At 46.5% G+C, this 22,044-nt stretch carries 22 protein-coding genes; 8 read left to right on the top strand and 14 right to left on the bottom strand.

Annotation, left to right across the window (positions count from 1 at the left end; all coding sequences use genetic code 11):
- Positions 1–131: 131 nt before the first annotated feature.
- Complete coding sequence (locus RHEIN_RS15350; RefSeq protein ID WP_008899891.1) at positions 132–674, top strand: PH domain-containing protein; 543 nt, start codon at positions 132–134, stop codon at positions 672–674.
- A complete protein-coding gene (locus tag RHEIN_RS15345; protein ID WP_008899890.1) occupies positions 661–2,100 on the top strand; it encodes a PH domain-containing protein in 1,440 nt (479 codons plus the stop codon). The genes RHEIN_RS15350 and RHEIN_RS15345 overlap by 14 nt, the downstream gene beginning before the upstream one ends.
- 56 nt (positions 2,101–2,156) lie before the next feature.
- On the opposite strand, the gene RHEIN_RS15340 is transcribed toward RHEIN_RS15345, so the two are convergent.
- The 6 genes from RHEIN_RS15340 to RHEIN_RS15315 form a co-directional block, all read right to left on the bottom strand.
- Positions 2,157–2,465, bottom strand: a complete 309-nt coding sequence (locus tag RHEIN_RS15340) for a type II toxin-antitoxin system RelE/ParE family toxin (RefSeq protein ID WP_008899889.1) — start codon at positions 2,463–2,465, stop codon at positions 2,157–2,159.
- Complete coding sequence (locus RHEIN_RS15335; RefSeq protein ID WP_008899888.1) at positions 2,453–2,710, bottom strand: type II toxin-antitoxin system Phd/YefM family antitoxin; 258 nt, start codon at positions 2,708–2,710, stop codon at positions 2,453–2,455. The genes RHEIN_RS15340 and RHEIN_RS15335 overlap by 13 nt, the downstream gene beginning before the upstream one ends.
- A gap of 124 nt (positions 2,711–2,834) precedes the next feature.
- Positions 2,835–3,296 (bottom strand): DMT family transporter, encoded by a 462-nt coding sequence (locus tag RHEIN_RS15330; RefSeq protein WP_040555255.1) that lies wholly within the window; start codon positions 3,294–3,296, stop codon positions 2,835–2,837.
- Positions 3,297–3,367: 71 nt separating this feature from the next.
- Entirely contained in the window at positions 3,368–3,604 is a 237-nt protein-coding gene (locus RHEIN_RS15325; RefSeq protein WP_008899886.1) for a DUF3303 domain-containing protein, read from the bottom strand.
- Between the two features lie 80 nt (positions 3,605–3,684).
- The gene (locus RHEIN_RS15320) at positions 3,685–3,879 is read right to left on the bottom strand and encodes a hypothetical protein (protein ID WP_040555254.1); all 195 of its coding nucleotides are present in this window, start codon (positions 3,877–3,879) and stop codon (positions 3,685–3,687) included.
- Positions 3,880–3,986: 107 nt separating this feature from the next.
- On the bottom strand, positions 3,987–4,391 hold the full coding sequence (locus RHEIN_RS15315) for a DUF1801 domain-containing protein (protein WP_008899885.1): 405 nt from the start codon (positions 4,389–4,391) through the stop codon (positions 3,987–3,989).
- 302 nt (positions 4,392–4,693) lie between these two features.
- On the opposite strand from RHEIN_RS15315, the gene RHEIN_RS15310 reads away from it, so the two are divergent.
- From RHEIN_RS15310 to RHEIN_RS15300, 3 genes are all read left to right on the top strand, one after another.
- Positions 4,694–5,701: a Fe(3+) ABC transporter substrate-binding protein gene (locus RHEIN_RS15310; protein ID WP_008899884.1), complete on the top strand. Its 1,008-nt coding sequence runs from the start codon at positions 4,694–4,696 to the stop codon at positions 5,699–5,701.
- 102 nt (positions 5,702–5,803) lie between these two features.
- A complete protein-coding gene (locus RHEIN_RS15305) occupies positions 5,804–7,435 on the top strand; it encodes an ABC transporter permease (protein ID WP_008899883.1) in 1,632 nt (543 codons plus the stop codon).
- Positions 7,436–8,482 (top strand): ABC transporter ATP-binding protein, encoded by a 1,047-nt coding sequence (locus RHEIN_RS15300; RefSeq protein WP_008899882.1) that lies wholly within the window; start codon positions 7,436–7,438, stop codon positions 8,480–8,482.
- Positions 8,483–8,498: 16 nt separating this feature from the next.
- Here the strand turns inward: RHEIN_RS15300 and RHEIN_RS15295 are convergent, their stop codons facing one another.
- The 5 genes from RHEIN_RS15295 to RHEIN_RS15275 all read right to left on the bottom strand — a co-directional run bounded on the left by RHEIN_RS15295 (position 8,499) and on the right by RHEIN_RS15275 (position 13,294).
- Entirely contained in the window at positions 8,499–10,118 is a 1,620-nt protein-coding gene (locus tag RHEIN_RS15295; RefSeq protein WP_008899881.1) for a methyl-accepting chemotaxis protein, read from the bottom strand.
- Positions 10,119–10,444: 326 nt separating this feature from the next.
- Entirely contained in the window at positions 10,445–11,137 is a 693-nt protein-coding gene (locus tag RHEIN_RS15290; protein ID WP_008899880.1) for a CTP synthase C-terminal region-related (seleno)protein, read from the bottom strand.
- Between the two features lie 25 nt (positions 11,138–11,162).
- Positions 11,163–11,966 (bottom strand): type 1 glutamine amidotransferase domain-containing protein, encoded by an 804-nt coding sequence (locus RHEIN_RS15285; protein ID WP_008899879.1) that lies wholly within the window; start codon positions 11,964–11,966, stop codon positions 11,163–11,165.
- Between the two features lie 155 nt (positions 11,967–12,121).
- Complete coding sequence (locus tag RHEIN_RS15280) at positions 12,122–12,601, bottom strand: hypothetical protein (protein ID WP_008899878.1); 480 nt, start codon at positions 12,599–12,601, stop codon at positions 12,122–12,124.
- A 39-nt stretch (positions 12,602–12,640) separates the two neighbouring features.
- A complete protein-coding gene (locus RHEIN_RS15275; RefSeq protein ID WP_008899877.1) occupies positions 12,641–13,294 on the bottom strand; it encodes a hypothetical protein in 654 nt (217 codons plus the stop codon).
- A gap of 328 nt (positions 13,295–13,622) precedes the next feature.
- Between RHEIN_RS15275 and RHEIN_RS15270 the strand changes: the two genes are divergently transcribed.
- Positions 13,623–14,633: an integron integrase gene (locus RHEIN_RS15270; RefSeq protein WP_008899876.1), complete on the top strand. Its 1,011-nt coding sequence runs from the start codon at positions 13,623–13,625 to the stop codon at positions 14,631–14,633.
- Between the two features lie 82 nt (positions 14,634–14,715).
- On the opposite strand, the gene RHEIN_RS15265 is transcribed toward RHEIN_RS15270, so the two are convergent.
- Positions 14,716–15,864, bottom strand: a complete 1,149-nt coding sequence (locus RHEIN_RS15265) for an E22 family MetX-like putative esterase (RefSeq protein ID WP_008899875.1) — start codon at positions 15,862–15,864, stop codon at positions 14,716–14,718.
- A 26-nt stretch (positions 15,865–15,890) separates the two neighbouring features.
- Positions 15,891–17,192, bottom strand: coding sequence for a GntP family permease (locus tag RHEIN_RS15260; protein ID WP_008899874.1), 1,302 nt, complete (start codon positions 17,190–17,192; stop codon positions 15,891–15,893).
- A 211-nt stretch (positions 17,193–17,403) separates the two neighbouring features.
- On the opposite strand from RHEIN_RS15260, the gene RHEIN_RS15255 reads away from it, so the two are divergent.
- Both RHEIN_RS15255 and RHEIN_RS15250 read left to right on the top strand, forming a co-directional pair.
- A complete protein-coding gene (locus RHEIN_RS15255; protein ID WP_008899873.1) occupies positions 17,404–19,626 on the top strand; it encodes a TonB-dependent receptor in 2,223 nt (740 codons plus the stop codon).
- A 220-nt stretch (positions 19,627–19,846) separates the two neighbouring features.
- Complete coding sequence (locus tag RHEIN_RS15250; protein WP_008899872.1) at positions 19,847–20,494, top strand: response regulator; 648 nt, start codon at positions 19,847–19,849, stop codon at positions 20,492–20,494.
- 124 nt (positions 20,495–20,618) lie between these two features.
- On the opposite strand, the gene RHEIN_RS15245 is transcribed toward RHEIN_RS15250, so the two are convergent.
- Complete coding sequence (locus RHEIN_RS15245; RefSeq protein WP_008899871.1) at positions 20,619–21,425, bottom strand: glycoside hydrolase family 19 protein; 807 nt, start codon at positions 21,423–21,425, stop codon at positions 20,619–20,621.
- Between the last annotated feature and the right edge of the window lie 619 nt (positions 21,426–22,044).

The raw sequence follows: 22,044 nt of genomic DNA, 5'->3' as shown, positions 1-22,044 counted from the left end.
ATATGGAAAACCATATGCGTTAGTTTATATGTGTTTTTCCATATGTAAACTTAAATTTAGTCAGAACCGGATTAGCCTTGCTTGACGCCTTTGCGTTATGCTGGCGTTATTGAGAATAAGGAGGCTTTGCCATGACCAATCAGCTGCTTGATGCCGGATTTTTGCACGACCAGTGCTTGTCCGGCCCTTTACCAGATCAGTGGTTGTTGTTATCTGCACAGGTCTTAACCAAAAGACGTTGCAGCTGGCTGCTGACTTTGCTGATTGTGGTGGCCGTATTACTTATGATGCAGTGGTGGTGGGGCTCAGAATGGGCATTTTGGCTGTTTCCACTTTGTTGGGGCCTGACCGGACTGCTTTTTCTGACCAGTTGGTTTTGGTTACCCCTTGAAATCAGGCACAGCAGATTTTTACTCCGTACTCAGGACTTTCTGCTGCAATCCGGCGTGCTCTGGCGCAGAGCTGTGCTGATCCCTTTGCATAGAGTGCAACATGTCACTATCAGCCAGGGGCCACTGCAAAAACGTTTTGGGCTGGCCACTCTGAAAGTCTATACCGCCGGTGGTATGGAAGCGGAAGCAGCGCTGGCTGATATTGAATATGCCGTGGCACAGGCGCTAAGTGAGCAGCTTAGTCTGTTGATCCCGCGTGGAGATATTGATGCCGAACACTGAGATACCAGCACAGCAGGTACTATCTGAAGATTGGCAGCGCAGCTCTGTTTGGGCACTGTTGCCGCTGCTGGTAAAAGCCGTGGTGCAATGGATTGGTGTGATCATTGGTGGCGCTTATTTGTCCTTCAGTAGCAACTTTCAGGCTTATGCGCCCTATTGGATAACAGGCCTGGCTCTGTTGGTTCTGGGCAGTGCTTTGTTGAACTGGCGCTACACCCTGTTTCGGGTGTCAACCCAAGGCGTAGAGTTACGGCGCGGCGTGTTGCAAAAAGACCATCTGCTATTGGCAAAATCGCGCATTCAGGAGCTACAAGTTCAACAACCCTTCTACTTCCGGCCGTTGCGGTTATTTACTGTCAGTCTGGATAGTGCAGGCAGCCAACAACAAGAGTTTTATCTGACTGGTGTGACGTCAGAGCAACTGGCTTTGTTGCAAGGCGGTGTGCAGGTTGAGCAGGCGTTGCCTTCGACACCATTTGTGCGGGTTTGGCTCGCGACTTTGTATAACAAACATCTATGGTTGCCGTTAGTGGCTGTTTTAGGCGCGATGCAATCACAACTGGATGGAGAGCTATTTGAGCACTTGTTTGCACAAGGTCGTGAAGTGTTGCAAGAGTCGGGGCTGCAGCAAAGTTTTGTGCTGCAACTAGCGGCAAGCCTGAGCGTACTGCTCTTGGTTGCATTGGTGTTGCTGCTAATGACCTTGATTTGGCTCTATCCACAGCGTTTTTTACGTGATGAAAGACAACTGCAACTGACCCAAGGCGTTGTATTAAAAAAATCCCAGCGCATCCATGCAAAACGGGTGCAGATGATGACTGTTAATCAGCCATGGCTGGCGCGGATTCTGGGGCATTTTTCACTTATTTTCCATGGCTTCACTAATTCTGAGGTACAGAGAAGTAAGTTTGTATTGTTAGGACAAACCGGCGAGGACATTAATCAGCAATTAAAGGCACAACAGCTGTTAGCGCTGTCTGAGATCCGGCGGCTCCCCTTGCAGCGTTATAAGCCAGCTTATTTCCAGCGCTTGTTGTTGCTCAGGGGCATTATTGCTGTATTACTTAGTCTGCTTTGTGTTGTTCTGTGGCAAACCGGAGTTGTCGCTTTCAGTACGGGCGCTCTGGTGCTGGTGGCTGCCGTATTGTGGCTGCTGACTGATCTGTGGGCCTACCGCCGTTGGCACGGATTCTGTGTGCAGGATCAGGTGTTGTACTTGTGGCATGGTGGCCTTGGCCAGTTCTGGCAGGTACTGCCGCTGCAGCAAGTACAAAAAGTACAGCTGGTGCAATCCTTGTTTTTTCGCCGGCAACAACTGGTGCAGGTTAAATTCAGTACGGCCAATGGCACAGTCACACTGGCAGCACTACCCAATCAGCAAGCTCAGGATTTATATCGGCTGGTGCTGAAGCTAAGGCCTGACTAATTGTTGCCAAAACGACTGCAAGCTGAGTGGTATTTATAGAGTCCGCGATTCTGTTGTTAGTCGTTTTTGCTACTCAACATAAACTTCCGTAAATCCCGCTCTTCACGCATAACATACAAAACAAAGACTTTTTCACCAAGGTGTTTATAAAAAATGCGGCAAGGATTAGCTACGACTTCACGATAGTTATGATGTTCAAGCCCTGCCGGAATTCGACCAGAATCAGGGAATATTTCCAGACGTTCGACTTTAGCAAAAACGGATTGAACCAAGTGTTTCGCTGCAGCAGGGTTTTCAACAGCAATATAGTCAGCAATATCATTCAGATCAGATAAGGCAGGTTCAGTCCAAATCACTTCAGCCATTTTGACATTTTGTCCTTCGCAGCGTAATGACTTACTACTTTACCCTCTGCTAAAGCTCGCTCTCCCCGTGCTATACCTTCGAGGATCGAAAGACGTTTTTGCATAAATTCATAGTCGTCCACGTCAACAAGATAGGCTGATGGCTTGCCATGTTCAGTGATTAATACCGGCTCTTTTGATGTATGCAGATCAGCGAGAATTTTAGTCGCCTGGCGTTTAAGTGATGTAACGAGTTCAACTTTCATTTGAGCTACTCCCGGCAAATACTAAAGTGATACTATTCTATCACTTTAGCGGTGGCAAGCTTGCTAAAAATGAAAATCCTATTCAGCTGGCACACAGAGCCGCGTTGGAGCTATGTGCAACAAGCTATTTTTTCGACACCATAATGACCCCAATAATTAAAAACACCGCACCTATAATGCGGTTGGTTGAGATTTCAATTTTAGGATAGCCAAGCAAACCCTGTTGGTCGTAAAAGATTGAGGCTATAACCTGGCCACAGACAACTGAGATTGCCAGCGCTACAGCCCCCACTTTTGGTGCAAGATAAATGGACATGACAATATTAAAGGCACCAAAAAAGCCACCTAGCCAGGCCCACCATGGAATGTTGAGTGCTTCTGCCGGAGAAAACCATTTATCGTTTTGGATCAGAATAATGGCACCCAGCACTAAGGTGCCGATCAGGAATGACAGAAATGCAGCTTGTACAGGCGAGTCTAAAGCGGTTCTGAATTGAGCATTCACACCGGCCTGAGAAGCCAAAGAAACACCAACAACAATAGCGGACAAAAACAAAATATAACTACCAATGTCTTTCAACAACATGCTCCAATATCTGGCTGGTTCTCATAACCCTGCTTGCAGCAGGTTGGGTTGAATTCCTTCCGGGATCTGAATTAATCAAGCGGCACTAATTCAAAATCAACAAAGTCGTCCCATTTCTTAAACCACTGATAAAAAAGCTCACTGTCATTGGATTCCATCAGTTGGTAGCAGACATTCAGCTCCTTATTGACCCAGGAATTCAGGTAATGCAGGCCCTCAGGGAACATACGACCCTGTGTGTTATATCTTTGATAATTAGCTTCGATACAACCGGGTTTAAACTTCTCGATTACCATATATTTTTTCATTTCTGAGATCCTTTGTAGTGAAGCGCAGTAACACTATGCAGCCAGATCAAATGAGTGGGCGTATTCATTTCTGACCGGGTTCATTTATCAGTTTTAGCTTTATATTGCTTGTGCTTCTGCAAATAACCAATAACCGCGCCCGTCAGTATGCCAGCAGCTATACCTAAGGCGAGATGTCCCACAGCGACTCCTAATCCGGAGCCTATAGCAGGGCCTATACATAACCAAAATCCGATTGGGTTTGCCAGTTCAGTTTTGTTTTTCCATGTACTCAATTTGTTTTGTCCTTAATAGCTAACGCAGCCATCAAATGCGTTCAATTTGTTGTGAATTCAGCACGGATAGCTTGTTGCAATGCTGATTGTTATATCCTTTTAACTTATCAGGCCCCAAGTAGCGGAAGGTGTTTCAGGCTATGGTATTTTAATGCCAGCTGCAGACAATGGCTTAATGGCCCTTTTTTTATCGCCGCATCTAACGGCAGCACCAGTGCTCTTTTTCCTTCATAGCTAAATTCATCCCTGTATATCTCTTTGAAGGTTTCAACCAGGCTGGTTTGGCAATGAAAATAGATCTGTATCACAGCCGGGGTTTTGGGTTTCCAGTCTATCCGGATTGGGCTGCCACCTTTGACCAGATAGCTGGCTTCTCCCCATTTCAGGTTTTCTTCTACTGTACCCAAGGCATTTTCTGCTGCCACAGTAAAAATCAGACCGCGAACATACTCAAGCTGTCTTTGAGCCTGCACAGGATAGGTGGCAAATTTAGCCTGTATTTCAGGTGCCATACCAGCTCCGGATGAATAACAAATAAAGCAGTCTGTCTGGGCTTGCCAGCTTAAGCGTCTAAATTAGAGTAGTTTTCCTGACACAGCAACAAATCGCAGCTCAATCTTTACTAACTATTGTTACAAGCTGTATCTGCTCAACGTCTGCTCTTTGTAGCTTGCCCTATAGATGCCAAATTCTGCGGCCACGCTTTAACCCTTTTAAGCGACAATTTGCAGCAAAATTGCTTTTGTTATTTGAGAATGGTTCTTGTTTGTGGCTATACTGCGGCAACTTTCAGTGAACCTCAACGGAGTATCCGATGAAATTGTGGCAAAAATCTTTAGTTGCAGTGGCTTTGTCTGCAGCTGCTTTGGCTCAGGCAGCAGAAGTGAATGTGTATTCTGGCCGTCAGGAAGAACTGATTAAGCCAATGCTGGATAAATTCAGTCAGGAAACTGGCATTAAAGTAAACCTGATCACTGGCAAGCCGGATGAACTGATCAGCCGTATGCAAAGTGAAGGTCGTAACAGCCCGGCCGATTTGTTGATCAGTACGGACGTAGGTCGTTTATACCGAGCTGAAACTCAGGGTTTATTACAGGCAGTGGATTCTAAAGTACTGACCGACGCTATTCCGGCCAGCTTACGCCATACGGAGCAGCAGTGGTTTGGTTTAACTATGCGCGCTCGCCCTGTGATGTACGTGCCGGGCAAAGTCAAACCAGAACAGCTAAGCACTATCGAAGATTTGGCCGATCCAAAATGGAAAGGAAAAATTTGCATCCGCTCTTCTGACAATATTTATAACCAGTCGATGGTAGCCGCTTTAATAGCTCAGTTGGGTGAAGAAAAAACTCAGGCCTGGGCCAATGGTTTTGTCAAAAACTTCGCTCAGCCACCTAAAGGCGGTGACCGCGATCAGATCAAAGCAGCAGCTGCTGGTGTTTGTGACATTGCCATTGCCAACACTTATTACTTAGGTGGCATGTTTGATGACGCTAATGATAAAGCCGCTGCTGAAGCTGTAAAGGTATTCTGGCCAAATCAGCAGGACCGTGGTGCTCATATCAATATCTCGGGCGCTGGTGTGGCTAAATATGCACCAAACAAAACTGAAGCAGTGAAGCTGTTGGAATATATGATAAAACCTGAAGCTCAGAGCTGGTACGCTGAAGTGAACCACGAGTACCCTGTAGTTCAGGGGGTAAAATGGAGCCAACGACTTGAATCTTTTGGGCAATTTAAGGCAGACCAGTTACAATTGTCGACCTTAGGTGAATTGAACGCCAAAGCAATAACTGTAATGGACAAAGCGGGCTGGAAATAAATTTAGCCTGAGTACCCAGTGTTAAAGCTATAGAAGGGCGACCATTAAGGTCGCCCCTACGTTTTCTTAGAGTCGCGTTTTTTTGAGAAGGACATATTTCGTTTGACGAGCCCGTTATTCAGCCGGACTGTAACAGTGTTTGCCTTGCTATTGGCTGTGCCCGTGCTGGTGGTGCTTGGCTCTTTGTTCACTCCTCAGCCAGAGCTTTGGGCACATTTGCTTGATACTGTGCTGGCCGATTATGTCACTAACTCTTTGCTATTGGCTTTGGGTGTGGGTGTGCTAAGCGCTGGCATCGGCACTTTAACGGCCTGGACTGTAGCGCGTTATCAGTTCGTCGGTCGCTCTGTGGTGCAGTGGTTATTGCTGCTGCCTATGGCTATTCCGGCTTATATCATGGCGTACAGTTATACCGGTTTGCTGGACTTTGCCGGGCCTGTGCAAAGCCAGCTGCGGCTATGGTTTGGCTGGTCGTACGGCGATTATTATTTCCCTGAAATCCGTTCTTTGCCCGGCGCTATTCTGATGCTGTCGCTGGTGCTTTATCCTTATGTTTATATGCTGGCCCGTACTGCCTTTCGTCAGCAATCGGGCTCATTACTTGAAGCCAGCCGCACTTTAGGTTTAACACCACGTCAGCATTTCTGGAAAGTGGCTTTGCCTGTCGCTCGCCCAGCCATATTAACCGGAGCAGCGCTGGCGATGATGGAAGCTTTGGCCGACTATGGCACAGTGCAATATTTTGGCGTCACTACCTTTACCACTGGTATTTTCCGCACCTGGTTTGGTATGGGCAATCAGCTAGGCGCGGCGCAATTGTCGGCGCTCTTGTGTAGTTTTGTGTTGTTGCTGCTTTATCTGGAGCAATGGTCCAGACGCAAACTGAAGTTTTATCAGCAAGGCCAAAAGCAGCAGGAACCCACTCGGCAGCCGCTGACAGGTGTAGCAGGATTAGCTTTGTTATTGCTGTGTTTATTGCCTGTGCTGTTGGGTTTTGTGTTACCTGGGTTGCAGCTGCTGGGCTGGGCCAGTGACAGGCTGGATCAGCTATTGTCTCCCGGTTTTATTCAGCTTTTAATCAATAGCTTCTCTCTTGCGGCTTTAACAGCTTTAGTCACTGCCAGTCTGGCTTTGTGTTTTGCTTATGCCAAACGATTATCCGGCCACTGGTCATTAGCTTTGCCTGTGCGTATCGCTTCTATGGGCTACGCCTTGCCTGGCACAGTGATAGCTATAGGTGTGATGTTACCGCTGGCAGCTTTGGATAACTCGATAGATTTATGGGCAGAGCAGCAATTTGGCATTCGCACTGGTTTATTGTTGTCCGGCACTTTGGTCGCGCTGGTGCTGGCGTATACGGTGCGTTTTATTGCTGTAGCTTTGCATAGTGTGGAGGCCGGCCTGATGCAAATTACGCCTTCGATGGACAACGCCGCCCGCAGTTTAGGCGAAAGCCCGGTTGGAGTGTTAAAACGTGTGCATTTACCGCTACTCAGAGCTTCGGTATTGGGTGCTTTATTGCTGGTGTTTGTTGATGTTTTAAAAGAGTTACCCGCCACTTTATTGCTGCGGCCTTTTAACTTTAATACCTTGTCGGTACGTACTTACGAGCTGGCTTCAGACGAACGGCTGGCCGACGCGGCTTTGCCTGCCCTTGCCATAGTACTGATAGGTTTAATTCCGGTGATCCTGCTGTCCCGTGCTTTGGATAGGTCTAACAGAGGTGCAAAGTAAATGCTGGTATTAGAACAGGTTTCAATAGCTTATGGCCCAGCCACTGTGGTCAAAGATGTCAGCTTAACCTTGCAACAAGGCCAGATAGGCTGTTTGTTAGGGCCGTCAGGCTGCGGTAAAACCAGTTTATTACGAGCTATTGCAGGTTTTGAACCTGTACAAACGGGCTCTGTTCTGTTGGCCGGTGTGGCTCTGTCAAAGCCTGATCAGTTGATTAATCCTGAACAGCGCCGTATTGGTATGGTATTTCAGGACTTTGCGCTCTTTCCACATCTGACAGTGGCGCAAAATATAGCTTTTGGTGTAAAGAAAAAGCCAAAAGCACAGCAGCAACAGATAGTGGCTGATCTGTTGGCTTTAGTAGGTTTGCCCACTTTAGGTGAACGTTATGTGCATCAGCTCTCTGGTGGTCAGCAGCAGCGGGTGGCTTTAGCCCGTGCATTAGCGCCAGAGCCTGAAGTCCTGCTGCTGGATGAGCCTTTTTCTGGTTTAGATGCCGACTTACGTGAAGCTTTGGCACAGGATATTCGTGGCATTATCAAACAGCGTGGCATCAGCGCTTTAATGGTGACTCATGATCAGTTTGAAGCTTTTGCGATGGCCGATCAGATAGGCGTGATGCAGCATGGCAAACTGCAGCAGTGGGGCAGTGCCTACGAGCTGTACCATCAGCCAGCCAATAGATTTGTCGCTGACTTTGTTGGTCACGGCGCTTTATTAAAAGGCGAAGTGCTGGCAGATAACAGAGTGTGCACTGCTTTAGGTGTCTTTACCCAAACAGAATCGGAATTTACATCGGGTGCAACTGTGGATCTGTTGGTCAGGCCGGACGATATAGTGCATGACGATGAAAGTGGTTTTACCGCCAAAGTGGTGGGTAAGTCGTTTCGTGGTTCGCATATTTTATATAGTCTGGAGTTAGAAGGGGCAGAGCAGGTGTATTGTTTAGCGCCGAGCCACCACGATCATCGATTGCAAAGCCGCATTGGCATCAGGCTGGAGCTGGATCATCTGGTGTTGTTTCAGGCCCAGAGCCATTCACTCTGAGCCTGACAGTTCCGCTTTATAAAGTAAAACGAGCCACAGCGTTATTCAGCCCGGTGGATAAAGTGCGAAGTTCATGTGCCACTTCGCTGTTGTGACGGGTCGCTTCACTGTTTTGCGCTGACATAGTGGCAATACGTTCAATATGACCTGCCACTTCGTTACTGGCTGAGTTTTGCTCGTGTAATGACTGTGAAATTGACTCTATGACTGTGACGACTTGCTGGAAGCTGCGCTGGATAATATCAATAGCCTGACCTGCCTGGCCCGCCAGTTCAACCCCTATATTCACCTGTTCCACCCCAGTACTCATCTGGCCGACAGCATCAACAGTGCCATTCAGTATGACGTCAATCATGCCGGAAATTTCAGTGGTCGATTGAGTGGTGCGCTGCGCCAGTAAACGTACTTCATCTGCGACCACCGCAAAACCACGGCCTTGTTCACCAGCCCGTGCTGCTTCAATAGCGGCATTCAGTGCCAATAAGTTGGTTTGATCAGCTATGCCTTTGATTACATTGACAATAGAAGAAATTTGCTCGGACTGTTTACCCAGTTCTTCAATACGGCCTGAGGCTGAGCGCACTACCTGGGCAATACGTTCCATACTGGCTACTGTGTCATTAATTACTTTGCTGCTTTGTTGCGCCTGCTGGCCTGATTGACCAGCAATAGTTTGAGCTTCGCTGGCGTTGGCAGAAACAGAATCGATACTGACACTTAATTCTTCCACTGCAGCTGCAATAGAGGAAGAAGCCCGTGATTGTTCTTCTGCTGAAGCGGACAGTTGTTCAGTAGTGCTGGCAACAGTGGAACTGGCACCGCTTAACTCTGCCGCTGCAGATTTGATTTGGCTCATCAGCTGATGCAACTGAGTTTGCATTTTGCCCAAAGCCAGCAGTAATTCAGCCACTTCATCACCACCACTGCTGTCAATCTGGTTATTCAACTTGCCGCTTGCCACTGAAGAAACTAAATTTTTGGCCACTTGCAGGCGGTTTTGTAAGGTATTTTTTAAGTACAAGGCGATCAGAACGCTGAACAGCAAAATAACCAGACCGCCAATAATTGATGTAGCGAAAACAAAACTTTTGGCTTCAGCTGCATCCTTACTGCGGCTCTCCAGCAAATCACGTTCACGTTGCTGCAAAGTTTCCATTTGCTGACGAAGTTGATCCATAAATTCTCTGCCAATACCAGTACGTATAAACTCGCGTACCGCCTGACGAGCTGTTGCGTCTGTGCCTGCAGCTCTCATCTGGCTGATGCTGGGGTCAATAGCTTTTGTCAGCCAGTCGTTATACAGGCTCTGAATAGTTTTTAAACTTTGCTGTTGCTCCGGGTTATCCGCAGTTTTTTGCAATAACTCTTTTAAATCTTTTTCGGCTTCGGCCTTTCCAAGCTGATAAGGCTGCAATGAGCTTTCATCAGCGGTAATAATAAAACCACGCTGGCCTGTTTGTATATTCACTAAAGCTTCGGACAATCTGTTGGTAGTGCGGATCACTTCAAAGGTATGGTTATTCAGTTCAACAGCTTGCTGCATTTTAGTCAGCTGATTTAACGTAATTAAGGTGGATAAAGTGACCAAAGCCACAATAGCAGCGAAAGCAAAAACAAGTTTTCTAACCAGAGTCATGGTTCACCTCAGTGGGTTAATAGTGGAGGGGGTGGAGCAAAGGCCCGCAGCTGTAAAGGGGGCAGTACAAACATACGTTGATCACCTGAACCAGATCAGTTGTTTGTAAGTGAAATTTATACAGGAATGGCACGCAAGCGGCAAGGCTTAATCGGTTTAGAACAAGCAGCTAAAACACCAGATTTTAGCTGCAACCAGATAAAAAGAGCATACAAAGCCTGAGAGTTAATCATTTGATTAAATTTCTATTTTCTATCTATGTTCGGTTTGAACACCAAGACTTTCATTAAGGGGAAAGCACCGCTTTTGATAGCGCTTGTCAGAACTCATGCGATACCTGCCTGAACAAAGGCTCTAACCAAAGGTGATACTGCACCCTTCAGTGCAGCTCGTTCCGGCTGGAAAAGAGTGGCAAAGAAAAAGGGATGCCCGCTGAGTTCTACAGCACGTATCTCGCCAGTCGAGTCATCGGCAGCTCCACGCAATGGACCTCTCAGAAGCGCTTGGCTGAATTCTGGATTCAGTCCATATCGGCAACGATACCCTTCAACTATTTCAAGGGTGCCGTAAATTTCTGCAAGGCTACTGCCCTGAAAAATAGTTACTTTTTCGCTGGTTTCAACCAGTGAGCAGGCAAGTGGTGAAATGACCGGGAGTGCTGTGTCCGGAGATGATTCAGCATGATCGGCGTTGGCCCAGCCAAGGACATTGCGGGCATACTCGATGATCGCGTGCTGAAACCCGCCACATGTACCAAGGAAAGGAAGCTGTTTTTCTCTGGCGTATTGAATCGCACGAAGTGCGCCGTCCATACTTAGATAAGGCGTAGCAGGCACACACCAGAGGCCATCGAATCCGGTAAGTGAGTCAACACTGATGATCTGGTCGGTTGGAAGCCATTCAAAAGCAATAGAAACACCTAATGCTTTTGCTGCTCCATGCAGTGAAAGAGGGATACCCTGATGCGCAGGAACAGTATCATCACGCTCACCTATCAGGCCAATTTTAATGTTTTGCACAGATTTTCCTTTGAGTTCTGACGCTTCAACCAGCCGACGCGTTAGCGGCCGACTGTATTGATTTGTTAAGCTTTTCGCCTTGCTCAAGCAAGATAAGCATTTCTTTCGCTACCAATGTAGCAGGTGGCAAGAACATTGTTGAAACTATGCGGGCATCAATGATGACCTCATGTTTATCAGCAATATTGCCTTTATTGATTGCTAAAGCCCCATTTTTACGAAGCTGGTCTTCAACAAGGAATGGCAGCAATGTACCCTGCTTCGCCCAGGCCTTCTCCACTTCTGTCGAATTTGGAAAGCCCGCAACTCGCTTTCCCTGAACCAGAAACTTGCCATTTTTTAGTTTTACATTCGCAAAAGCGCCCGCTCCGTGCCCACTGCTCCCGATCACTCCACCGCTTTCATAAATTTTCGCCATTATATCAAGTAGCTTTTGATTCGAAGCCACGTCGAACAGCGTCCCGTAGCCCCCACCTATAAAGACGGCAACATAATTCTCAGGGTTAACCTGATCCGGATTCAGTGAGCTATTAGCCCTGTCCAAAAAACCTTCATACTTTATTGTGTAACTGCTGATACCGAGAGGGTCCATCATAAACGGCACAGCTCCTCCGGCTGGAGAAGCAAAATCAACTGCATAGCCATGAGAAACAAAGACATGGTACGGAGGTGCGTATTCCCAAAGATTATTTCTGGCGTCATGCTTATCAGCATCGCCCATATCTTCCAGATTTGAGGCGATGATCAGAATCTTTTTGGCGTCGCCTGCCTGGGCTGGCAGAGCAAAGCCTATAAGGACTATGCCTAAAACCATAATCAGATGTTTCATATTCACTCCATTGATTTAACTTATGCCCGGAATTGGGCTAACGCCCGCAGCACGCGCGGCTTTGTAGTGAAGGCGAAGCCGCAACGAAAAAGCCGTCGCCGTGCCTGCGATTGTTAGGCCGCTTAATTCGTATACCAAATGGCATGACAGAACTCCTAACGAACTCTGTAGTTAGAGTCTAGTCCGGATGGCCTATTCCGCATTAAGAATAGATTTAAGAATTTATGCTGCTCAATGTCCTGACCTTGAAAAGTGAACGAAATAAGCTCTTTTTTATCATCATAACTCAAGTACCGGCACAAGACATTTTCCCGTACTTTACCGACTCTGCCATCGTATGTCGCATCAAGGCTAACAAATGTTTGTGAAATATCAACGTTATTGCGCTCATACAAATCGAGAAGCCTTAGAGTTGCTGGCGGAATATCACCATCAAACCACTTGCTGTACAGCTCTCTTATATCATTCAAGCTAGCATTTCCCTCAGTGCGCTCGACACGATTAATGACAAGCCCCTCAGGGCTAGACACAACCTCTTTAAGAAGATCAATGCAAACTTGTTCATCCTTTGGTGTTGATAGACCGCACCCGGACAAAGCAATAGCCATGCTGGCAAAAAGAAGAAACCTTTTCATTCAACGTCCCCAAAATTCGTAAATTGCCTAACGCCAAAATCAGCCGCGCGCTTTTTGCGTCGGCTGCATTTTTTTGTTAGCCATGACTGCCAGAAGCTGCTCAAAATCAGGATCAACTTCGGGCTTCGTTTCTATATGAGAATGGTAGCTCTGTTGGTCAGGGCCCCAATCGAAATATATTCCCGCACTCGGTTTTACCAGTTCCAACGCTTGTGCTTCACTTATTGAAAGGTCAATCGATGCTAATTCGTGCTTGGTTGATTGCCCGACCAACTTAGCAATGACTGTCAGTTTGTATGCGCCAGAATTGAAATTGAAATTAGCTCCGTCTTCGGGTAGTAAAAAGTGATGATCAAAAATAACGCCTTCCTGCGGTACAAATAGACCACTACCTCTTTTTAAATTTCCTTTCTCACCGTAAACCCAGATATTAAAGTTTTGCTTTGACTCATTGCGGTGCAACGCTACATGAAGGCTTTCCAGTACCTGCCCACGCTTGGCTGTGCTATAGAGCAAGGTTCGCAGATAAATCTTATTTTTCTTGCTGTCGAATTTTGAGCCGTCGGGACCAAAGAATATGACTGTAGGCTGAGTCATCAAAAGCCGTCCCTTACGGAAGAAAGTCAGCCACGCTGTCACGCCTGATACAGACAGAGCGAGACAGGAAATTATGAAGCTAAACCATGGTGACATCACGATACTTCCTTAATGGCTAACATTTGTATGTTGTGCTGGCACGCTTTGCCTGGTTCTACCAGCTAGCATGCCGCGATTAATTATTTGATCCACAAAGTTTATTTTTAAAAGGTTTATCCAGGTCAAGGAAAAATCGTGCTGGCACGTTATTTCCTTTTTGGCCACCTGTTATTTATTTGCTTTGCCATCCTAAGCCTCTAAATTAGATTGTTTTTCCCTGTTCAGCAACAAATAACTGTGCCTGCTATTTCAGAGAAAGCGTGCTTGATTTTATAAAAAAACAAATAATACTGTGTTTATATACATGTTTTATGGTGAGCTTAAAATGGCTAAAAGTGCTTTTTTACAAGCTGTATCTGAAGACATTCGGTTAAGGGGATATAGCATTCGTACAGAGCATTCCTACTTGTATTGGATAAAAAGTTTTATTCTGTTTCACCAGAAAAAACATCCACAAGAGATGGGGGCTGAAGAGGTCAAAAATTTTTTAAGCTGGCTGGCGAATCAGCGGCATGTTGCTGTGAACACTCAAAAAGTAGCGTTGAATGCGTTAGTCTTTTTGTACCACAAGTTTTTAAAACTGGAGTTGGGCGAGCTTGGGTTTAAGCATGCTGTGAAACAACGCAGCTTGCCTGTCGTGTTATCTGTTGCAGAAGTTGCCGCAGTATTGCAACACCTGAAGGGGTTACCTTTACTTGTAGTGTCTTTATTGTACGGTAGCGGGTTAAGGGTTTCTGAGTGTTTACGCCTGCGTGTACAAGATGTTGATCTGGAGCATTTATCTATTACTGTCAGAGACGGCAAGGGAAGAAAAGACAGGCAAACTTTGCTTAGTCGCAGTTTGGTGCCCACACTGAAGCAACGTATAGAACAAGCTCTGGCTTTGCAACAGCAAGACAATCTGCGTGGTATTGGCCCATCTTTACCCTTTGCGTTGGGGCGGAAATACCCTTCTGCATATCGACAAGCAGGTTGGATGTATTTGTTTCCTTCAACTTGTCTTTGTGCTCACCCGCTGACAGGAGTGCTTTGCAGGCATCATTTGCATGATAGTGTGATCAGAAAGACGCTGCAGCCAGCTGTCGTTGCCAGCGGTATTCGTAAAAAAGTGAATTGCCACACGTTTCGTCATTCATTTGCCACTCATTTATTGCAATCGGGTTATGACATACGCACAGTGCAGGAATTGCTTGGGCATAACGATGTGGCAACCACTCAAATTTATACTCATGTGATTGGTCAGCATTACGCGGGCACAGTTAGCCCTTTGGATAAACTCATTCATCCGCCAGAATTAAAAGAACCCCTGTGTAGTTATCGCAGTAGTGCTGCATAAAAAAACAGCTAAAGCCAAAGCTTTAGCTGAACCAGAGGAAGGCAAACCTCAACAGGGTGGATAGAAAGAGTGATGGAAGAATTTACTGAGCTAAAAACGCCCGGATTTGTTCTGCTTTACTCTGAATATTTAATAGCCCGTCTAAATGCCCGGCCTGACCTGAAATTTCTTCATACAATGCATCAGGCATCTGGTCTTTGCTCTGTTTTGCCATAGCCGGAGTCAGCAATAAATCTCCAGTAGCAGGCAACCAAAGAGTTTTGGCCTTTACGCTTTGTAGCTTTTGTTGCCAGTTGTCGCCCATACCAGCTCGCCATAATTGTGAAGCCCTGACCAAATACAACAACGAATTGGCGTCCATTTGGGCTGAACGCTGCTTAGCCGCTTTCATTAACTGATCCCAGGCTGGTAATTCGTTTTGAATGTCCTGATGAATGGCTTTATCCAAAGTGGGGGCAGGGTAGCTTTGGTTAAATAAATCCGGGTGTAACGCATCCTGAATCACATATGCCAAAGCCCGGGTTAAGCCTTGAGGTTGCTCTGTTAAGGGATAGGCACCTTTATGCCACTTTGGGTCCTGTTTAATGGGCTGAGCCCAGCGCTCCAGCCGTATCGCACTGAAACTGTCGATATAAGCTGTGCCTATCACGGGCAGTAAACGCTCTACTTTATCCGGATAACTGACGGCCCATTCAATAGCCTGAAAAGAACCCATCGAAGGGCCAATCACCGCATAGAGTTTTTTAATACCGAGTTTATCCAGTAAGGCTTTTTGCACTTCGACAAAATCACGAATGGTAACGACTGGAAACGTTAAGCCATAAGCCTTACCTATGTCGGGGTTGATGCTGGTAGGGCCTGTGGTGATCACGTCGGGTGAAAAAGCATTCAGGTTGGCCAGACTATCAACACTTACTACATAAAATTTATTGGTATCTATGGCTTTGCCGGGGCCAATAATACTATCCCAGTAGCCAGGTGCTGCGTCTGTAGCGCGGTATTTGCCTGCGGCATGGGAAGTGCCGGAAAAGAAATGAGTAATTAAAATGACATTGGATTTATCAGCATTCAGTTGGCCATAGGCTTCCCAGCCAGCTTTTACTTGTTTTAACACCACGCCACTTTGGGTGGTGAAGCGCTCTAGTTCCAACTGCTGTTTTTGTACCAAAGGCAGCTCTGCTGCAGCGAAAAGGCTGCTGCACAGCAACATAAATCCAAGCCATAATTTCATTGGGTTATCCTTCTAAATGCCTTTGATCAGAACCATTGGAACAGGAAAATAGCCATGATCACACCAAGTGTGGGCACCACTACTGTCACAGCAGCCACAGGCCAGTAGGCATTCTGGTGGCTTTCACCACAGATAGCACGAATGGTAGTGACCACATAACCATTGTGCGGCAGTGAGTCTAAAGCGCCGGATGAGATAGCAACCACACGGTGCAGCTGTTCGGCATCCACGCCTCGCTCTAAATACACTGGGGCTATTTCCGGCAAGGCGATGGCCTGACCACCAGAAGCTGAACCTGTTAAACCGGCAATAATACTGACTGCTACTGCTGCGCCTATCAGTTCAGAACCTGGTAAATGCGTCATGGTGTCTACCACAGCGGCAAAAGCCGGTGTTAACTTAGCGACAGAACCAAAACCCACTACTGCGGCTGTATTGCCTATTGCAATTAAAGCCCCCGTTGCGCCTTGATCCAAAGTTTGCCCCAAAGAGGTTAAGAACTTACGATTTAACAAATACAAAGTGGTGACACCGCCTGTCAGCGCCACGATCAAGGCAGCTTGTTGCATGGAATCGTGCAGCAGATAAGACAATATCAACACCACCAGCAAAGGTAAAATGCCCATCATTGGATGAGGTAAAGCTTTGTCACCGACTACAGGATCTGCTTCGCGACCTTCAAATTTTTCACCTTTGGCCATAGCGCTTTGGATCATCTTCATCAGCCAGCAGTAGCCAATAATAGCCATAAAAATAGCCACTATGATGCTGACTTCCCAGCCAGCATAAGGGCTGGTGCCCAGGTATTGAATAGGGATCCAGTTTTGAATTTCCGGTGAGCCTGCTGATGTCATAGTAAAAGTGACAGAACCTAAACCTAAAGTAGCTGGAATAAAGCGCCGTGGCAGGTTGGCGTCTTTAAATAAACTCACCGCCATGGGGTAAGCGGAAAAAGCCACCACAAAAATACTGACACCACCATAAGTCAAAACAGCACAGGCCAATACCACAGCCAGCACAGCCCGTTGTTTGCCTATACGTTTTACAATAGCAAGTGCCACTGCGTCAGCAGCTCCTGTGTGTTCCATCAGCTTGCCAAAAAGTGCACCCAATAAAAACATTAAAAACCAGCTGGAGACAAAACCAGCAAAACCTGACATATAGCCCTGCACAAAATTGGCCGGGTTGTCGGCCAGCCAAAATGGGATGCCATTAAATAAAGCGACAAACAAAGCGCACAGCGGTGCCAGAATAAACAGATTCACGCCGCGCATTGTCAGTACTATCAATAACACCAGTCCCGCCAGTAAACCAAATAAACTCAGCATAGAAACAACCTTGTGTTTTTTTTTCAGTCTGGTGGAAAGTAAAGCTGCAAACCATAGTACTAAGGTACAGTCTCTCAGATGCTTTTTTGGTTAATCCTTTTGTTTTCATTGGCTTGAGTGTAGTTTGTGGCGGGTATAGTACTAAGGTACAGCTTAACATTTCAGCAGGACAGCCTAGAGTGGTACTGGACAAGTTAGCAGGAGAAGGCACATGGCCCATAACAATAAGAAGACGAAGACTATATTCCAACCGACCTTATTAGCGCTGCTGGTAGGCTCAGCTTTATTTAATCCGGCTTTGGCAGAACAGGCCACCGACGACACGGCAGAACAAGAAGAAGCAACGCTGGAAGTCATCCAGGTAACGGCACGTAAAACTGCGGAAAACCTGCAGCAGGTTCCGGTGGCTGTAACCTCTATAGGTGCAGAAGCTTTGGCTCAGCGTGGCATTGAAAATATTACTGCGGTGCAGGCTTATTCGCCGAACACCACTTTACAGGTGTCCCGTGGTACCAACAGTACTTTAACCGCTTACATCCGTGGTATAGGTCAGCAGGATCCACTGTGGGGTTTTGAATCCGGGGTCGGTATTTATATTGACGACGTCTATATGGCTCGCCCTCAAGGTGCAGCTTTGGACGTCTACGATGTAGAACGTATTGAAGTATTGCGTGGCCCGCAGGGTACTTTGTATGGACGTAATACAATAGGCGGCGCGGTTAAATACATCACTAAACCTTTAAGTGGTGATACAGAGCTGAGTTTACGGGGGACTGTAGGTAACTACGGACAAAAAGATTTCAAAATTGCTGGCCAGACAGCATTAACTGACAAGCTGTTTTTTGGAGCTGCCTTAGCCACACTAAACAGAGATGGTTTTGGTACTTATCTCAACACCGGCGCTGAAAACTACAATAAAGAGATCTTGTCTGGCCGCGTGAGTTTGCAGTATCAGGCGACGGATAATTTACGTTTCAGTTTTGCAGCCGACCGCACTGAAGATGATTCCAATTCCAAAGGGGGCCATCGCTTAACACCAAGTTTAGTGACTGGCGATACGCCACCAGAAAGTGTTTTTGATTCCAATACCAGCATGCCTGCAGATAACTCTGTGGTGACTGAAGGTCAGTCACTGACTATTGCCTGGGATATAAACGATAGCTGGACCTTAAAATCCATTACAGCCAAACGTGAAGGGGTGACAGACACGAATATCGACTTCGATGCCACCGCATTACCCTCGTTAGATGTACCCGCCTTTTATGAAGACGAACAAACTTCGCAAGAACTGCAGTTGTTGTTTAACGGCGACAAACTGACGATGGCATCAGGCCTGTATTACTTTAAAGGTGATGCTTGTGGTGCCTTTGGCACTGTGCTGGTGCAAGGGTTGGGCGTGACTATTGAAAACGGTGGCTGTGTAGAAACTGACAGTGTGGCAGCTTATGCTCAAGGCAGTTACCAATTCACTGACAAACTGTCTTTTACCTTAGGTGGCCGTTACACCGAAGATGACAAAGATGCTGATGTGTATCGTTTTGTCTATCTGGGGTATAAATTGCCTCGCGCTGATGGCACTCCAATAGCTGTGCAATCCGATTTCGAAGGCAGCGAAAGTTTCAGTCATTTCTCTCCCCGTTTAGGTTTTGAATATCAAAGCTCCGACAACTTCATGTGGTATGGCTCTTATACGGACGGTTTTAAATCTGGTGGCTTTGATATGCGTGGCAACCAGTCTATTAACCCGAATGCCGGCGATCCTTATCAGGAAGAAATAGTCGACACTGTCGAAGTTGGTTTTAAAAGTGAATGGAATAATCGCACTATACGTTTAAACGCTGCGGCTTTTAGTTCCAGCTATGACGATATGCAGGTCACAGTGCAGCGTGCGGTGAATAATACTGTAGCTTCTCAGGTATTGAATGCCGCCAGTGCTGATATACGTGGTTTTGAAGTCGAAATGATTTCTGTATTGACCAGTAACTTAGAATTTACCGGTATTCTCGGCTACACAGATGCCAAGTTTAATGAAGTGGTATTTTTTGATTCAGTATTACAAACTGATGTGGACGTGTCGGATGTCTGGTCTTTTGCCAATACTCCGGAATGGACTGGTACTTTAGGTCTGAAATACACTCAAAGTGCAGGTATAGGTGAAATTGTTTATAACGTTATGGGTTCGTACCGTGCTGACACTCAAATTTTTGAAGTGCCCTCGGTGCTGGATTTTGGTGGTTACACCATCTTTAACGCTGGGGCTACCTGGTACTCCAATGATGGTCACTGGGATCTATCGGCTCAGGTGCGTAATATAGGTGATAAAGAAACCCGTATTGCCGGTTACAACTTCCCGCTGTTGGCCGGTGAGCAAACCATTACGGCCTATTACGGCGACCCAAGAACCTACAGCTTAACTTTAGGTTATCGTTTCTAAGCAGCTAAAGGTGTAAAAGATTAGCCAAAGTAATTGGAGTTGCAGCGAGGCGACAAGTGATTGAGACCCCAGGAGCATAGTTCACCTATGTGACTGGGGCGAGAACACACAGTCAACAAAGCTGCGGCTTCAAGTACGAAGGCTAAAAATTACTTGCCGGGGCGAAAGCCCTGGTTCAGTATGTTTAAAAGAGGTTTTAAAGAGTTGATACTGCGCTGTTATGATTGCAATTATTGCTGATGACCACCCGTTATTCCGTGTCGCTCTGGCACAGGCTTCCCAACAAATTCTTGGCACTGATGCTGTGCTGCTGCAGGCCAACAGTATGGCGCAGTTATGGGCTTTATTGCTGCAACACCCCGATACCGAACTGATCTTCCTGGATTTAAAATTGCCGGATGCTGAAGGTTTTGCCGGTTTAACTTCACTTCGCACTGAATACCCTGATATTGCCATTTTAATGGTGTCTGCCATTGAAGATCCTGCCGTGATTAAACAAGCATTGCAGTTGGGGGCTTCGGCTTATATTCCAAAATCTGCGCCTTTGGATTTGTTATCTGAAGCAGTGGCTCAAGTGGTAGCAGGGGAAACCTGGGTGCCAGCTGAGCTGGTGAACGATGTGGAAAAAGCCAGAGATCTGATTGATCAGGATTTTGCCCGCCGGCTGGAACAACTGACACCTCAGCAATTCCGTGTGCTGAAAATGATTGCCGACGGTTTACTGAACAAACAAATTGCCTTTGAAATGCAGGTGCAGGAAACCACCATCAAACAGCATGTGTCGGCAATATTACGCAAACTGAATGTGAACAACCGTACTTTGGCCGGTATTTTGTTTGAAAAGCTCAAACTACCGGATGAGTTTTAACTTATCCCCGTTATTCCTTGAGTGGTATTGAAATACAAGGGGCGACCTTTATGGTCGCCCGCTCAGTTTCTCTATTAATTGCAGAGAGCTGGGCGGGTATTTCAACCTAATGGACAGGCAGTGGTTAATTTAGTCCCATCTGTTGTTTGGCTATACCGAGCAAATGCGCTCTGTCCTCAATGCCATTGGTGCCGCCGTTAATCAGCTTGGTTACTTTCATTAAATCGTCTGCTTGCGCAGCGGCATTAATATTGCGCTTTTGCCAATACCAACAGCCCGATGCAACGGCCAGCACAGGATCTAAGGCAACCAAATCAGGTTGATTAACCACATCTGTGCCCCAGTCCTTGCTAAAAGCCTGGTAGTTCGCTTTGCCTGTCAGTTGAATAATGCCCCGGCCTCTGTATGCCCAGCCATCGCCGCTTTGTTCAGCACCATTACCCATTCGATTGGCATAAATACGGTTGGCGATTTTTTCTGGTTGCCTGGCGTACTCATTTACATCAACGCCAACAAAATATTTGGCAAACAAAGAGCTCAAGGCTGAAGCGCTGTAGTTCAGGTTCTCTCTGAGCTGAGCATAACCTGCACTTTCGTGGGCAGTTTGTGCCATAAAATGGGCGACACACAGAGGCGGAGTGATCTGAGCTTTAGGCAAATCCAGCTCCAACGCCTTGCAGAAAAGATTCAGATCGCTGGCGTTTAAAGCAGGGCACAAAGCTGACAGCAAAGCCGGACTGACTAAAGTTGCTTCTGTTGAAGCCAATTCTGTTGAAGTCAAGTCTGGTAATTCCAGTTGTTGACCCGGATAAATCTGATTGGCATTCGCTAAATGATTCTGGCTGGCGATCCAGCTTGCTTTACTGCTGTCACCATAATAACGGGCGGCAATGGTGCTTAAAGTATCTCCGGTTTTGACCTGATAAAGCATGATATTCTCCCTGTCGTTGAAAAATAACAGGTACAAAGTATGGTGCAGTTTTTATTTTTTAACAGTGGTTCGACAATAGTCTCAGCACTATTGTGAGTCACCGAAAATATGCTCCTGCATTTTCGGTGTACCGTACCTCCTGTACATCACCAAAAATATGCTCCTGCATTTTCGGTGTACCGTACCTCCTGTACATCACCAAAAATATGCTCCTGCATTTTCGGTGTACCGTACCTCCTGTACATCACCAAAAATATGCTCCTGCATTTTCGGTGTACCGTACCTCCTGTACATAAAAAAAAGCCCACTTCTTGGGTGGGCAAAAGAGGCGGCAACGCCTTTTAGCTAGGAATTGGTGACACTAATGCATGAATTCGGTGGTACAGCAGCTGGTTTTACCGGGCAGGTTGTTAGGGCCTGGTTCGATTCAGTCTGCTGTACAGGGGCTACTGGTACATAACCATGAAACTCAGCTAAGCCTTTAAACACCTGTACTAAACTCTGGCTGAACATAAGATTTCCCCCTTTTTAATCTGAATTCTGCTGTCTGAATGCTGGGCAGTGTAAGCATTAGCTATGGCTTTGATTAGCGGGGCGAACAAAGACAGACAGTTTCCTA

It is taken from the genome of Rheinheimera sp. A13L (genome assembly GCF_000217935.1).
Taxonomy (GTDB): Bacteria; Pseudomonadota; Gammaproteobacteria; order Enterobacterales; family Alteromonadaceae; genus Pararheinheimera.
This window is presented reverse-complemented; position numbering and strand designations above follow the sequence as displayed.

Excerpts from the sequence above, each read along its gene's own strand:
- RHEIN_RS15350 (WP_008899891.1), top strand. The coding sequence starts at position 132 with ATGACCAATCAGCTGCTTGATGCCGGATTTTTGCACGACCAGTGCTTG.
- RHEIN_RS15345 (WP_008899890.1), top strand. The coding sequence starts at position 661 with ATGCCGAACACTGAGATACCAGCACAGCAGGTACTATCTGAAGATTGG.
- RHEIN_RS15340 (WP_008899889.1), bottom strand. The coding sequence starts at position 2,465 with ATGGCTGAAGTGATTTGGACTGAACCTGCCTTATCTGATCTGAATGAT.
- RHEIN_RS15335 (WP_008899888.1), bottom strand. The coding sequence starts at position 2,710 with ATGAAAGTTGAACTCGTTACATCACTTAAACGCCAGGCGACTAAAATT.
- RHEIN_RS15330 (WP_040555255.1), bottom strand. The coding sequence starts at position 3,296 with ATGTTGTTGAAAGACATTGGTAGTTATATTTTGTTTTTGTCCGCTATT.
- RHEIN_RS15325 (WP_008899886.1), bottom strand. The coding sequence starts at position 3,604 with ATGAAAAAATATATGGTAATCGAGAAGTTTAAACCCGGTTGTATCGAA.
- RHEIN_RS15315 (WP_008899885.1), bottom strand. The coding sequence starts at position 4,391 with ATGGCACCTGAAATACAGGCTAAATTTGCCACCTATCCTGTGCAGGCT.
- RHEIN_RS15310 (WP_008899884.1), top strand. The coding sequence starts at position 4,694 with ATGAAATTGTGGCAAAAATCTTTAGTTGCAGTGGCTTTGTCTGCAGCT.
- RHEIN_RS15300 (WP_008899882.1), top strand. The coding sequence starts at position 7,436 with ATGCTGGTATTAGAACAGGTTTCAATAGCTTATGGCCCAGCCACTGTG.
- RHEIN_RS15295 (WP_008899881.1), bottom strand. The coding sequence starts at position 10,118 with ATGACTCTGGTTAGAAAACTTGTTTTTGCTTTCGCTGCTATTGTGGCT.
- RHEIN_RS15285 (WP_008899879.1), bottom strand. The coding sequence starts at position 11,966 with ATGAAACATCTGATTATGGTTTTAGGCATAGTCCTTATAGGCTTTGCT.
- RHEIN_RS15280 (WP_008899878.1), bottom strand. The coding sequence starts at position 12,601 with ATGAAAAGGTTTCTTCTTTTTGCCAGCATGGCTATTGCTTTGTCCGGG.
- RHEIN_RS15275 (WP_008899877.1), bottom strand. The coding sequence starts at position 13,294 with ATGTCACCATGGTTTAGCTTCATAATTTCCTGTCTCGCTCTGTCTGTA.
- RHEIN_RS15270 (WP_008899876.1), top strand. The coding sequence starts at position 13,623 with ATGGCTAAAAGTGCTTTTTTACAAGCTGTATCTGAAGACATTCGGTTA.
- RHEIN_RS15265 (WP_008899875.1), bottom strand. The coding sequence starts at position 15,864 with ATGAAATTATGGCTTGGATTTATGTTGCTGTGCAGCAGCCTTTTCGCT.
- RHEIN_RS15260 (WP_008899874.1), bottom strand. The coding sequence starts at position 17,192 with ATGCTGAGTTTATTTGGTTTACTGGCGGGACTGGTGTTATTGATAGTA.
- RHEIN_RS15255 (WP_008899873.1), top strand. The coding sequence starts at position 17,404 with ATGGCCCATAACAATAAGAAGACGAAGACTATATTCCAACCGACCTTA.
- RHEIN_RS15250 (WP_008899872.1), top strand. The coding sequence starts at position 19,847 with ATGATTGCAATTATTGCTGATGACCACCCGTTATTCCGTGTCGCTCTG.
- RHEIN_RS15245 (WP_008899871.1), bottom strand. The coding sequence starts at position 21,425 with ATGCTTTATCAGGTCAAAACCGGAGATACTTTAAGCACCATTGCCGCC.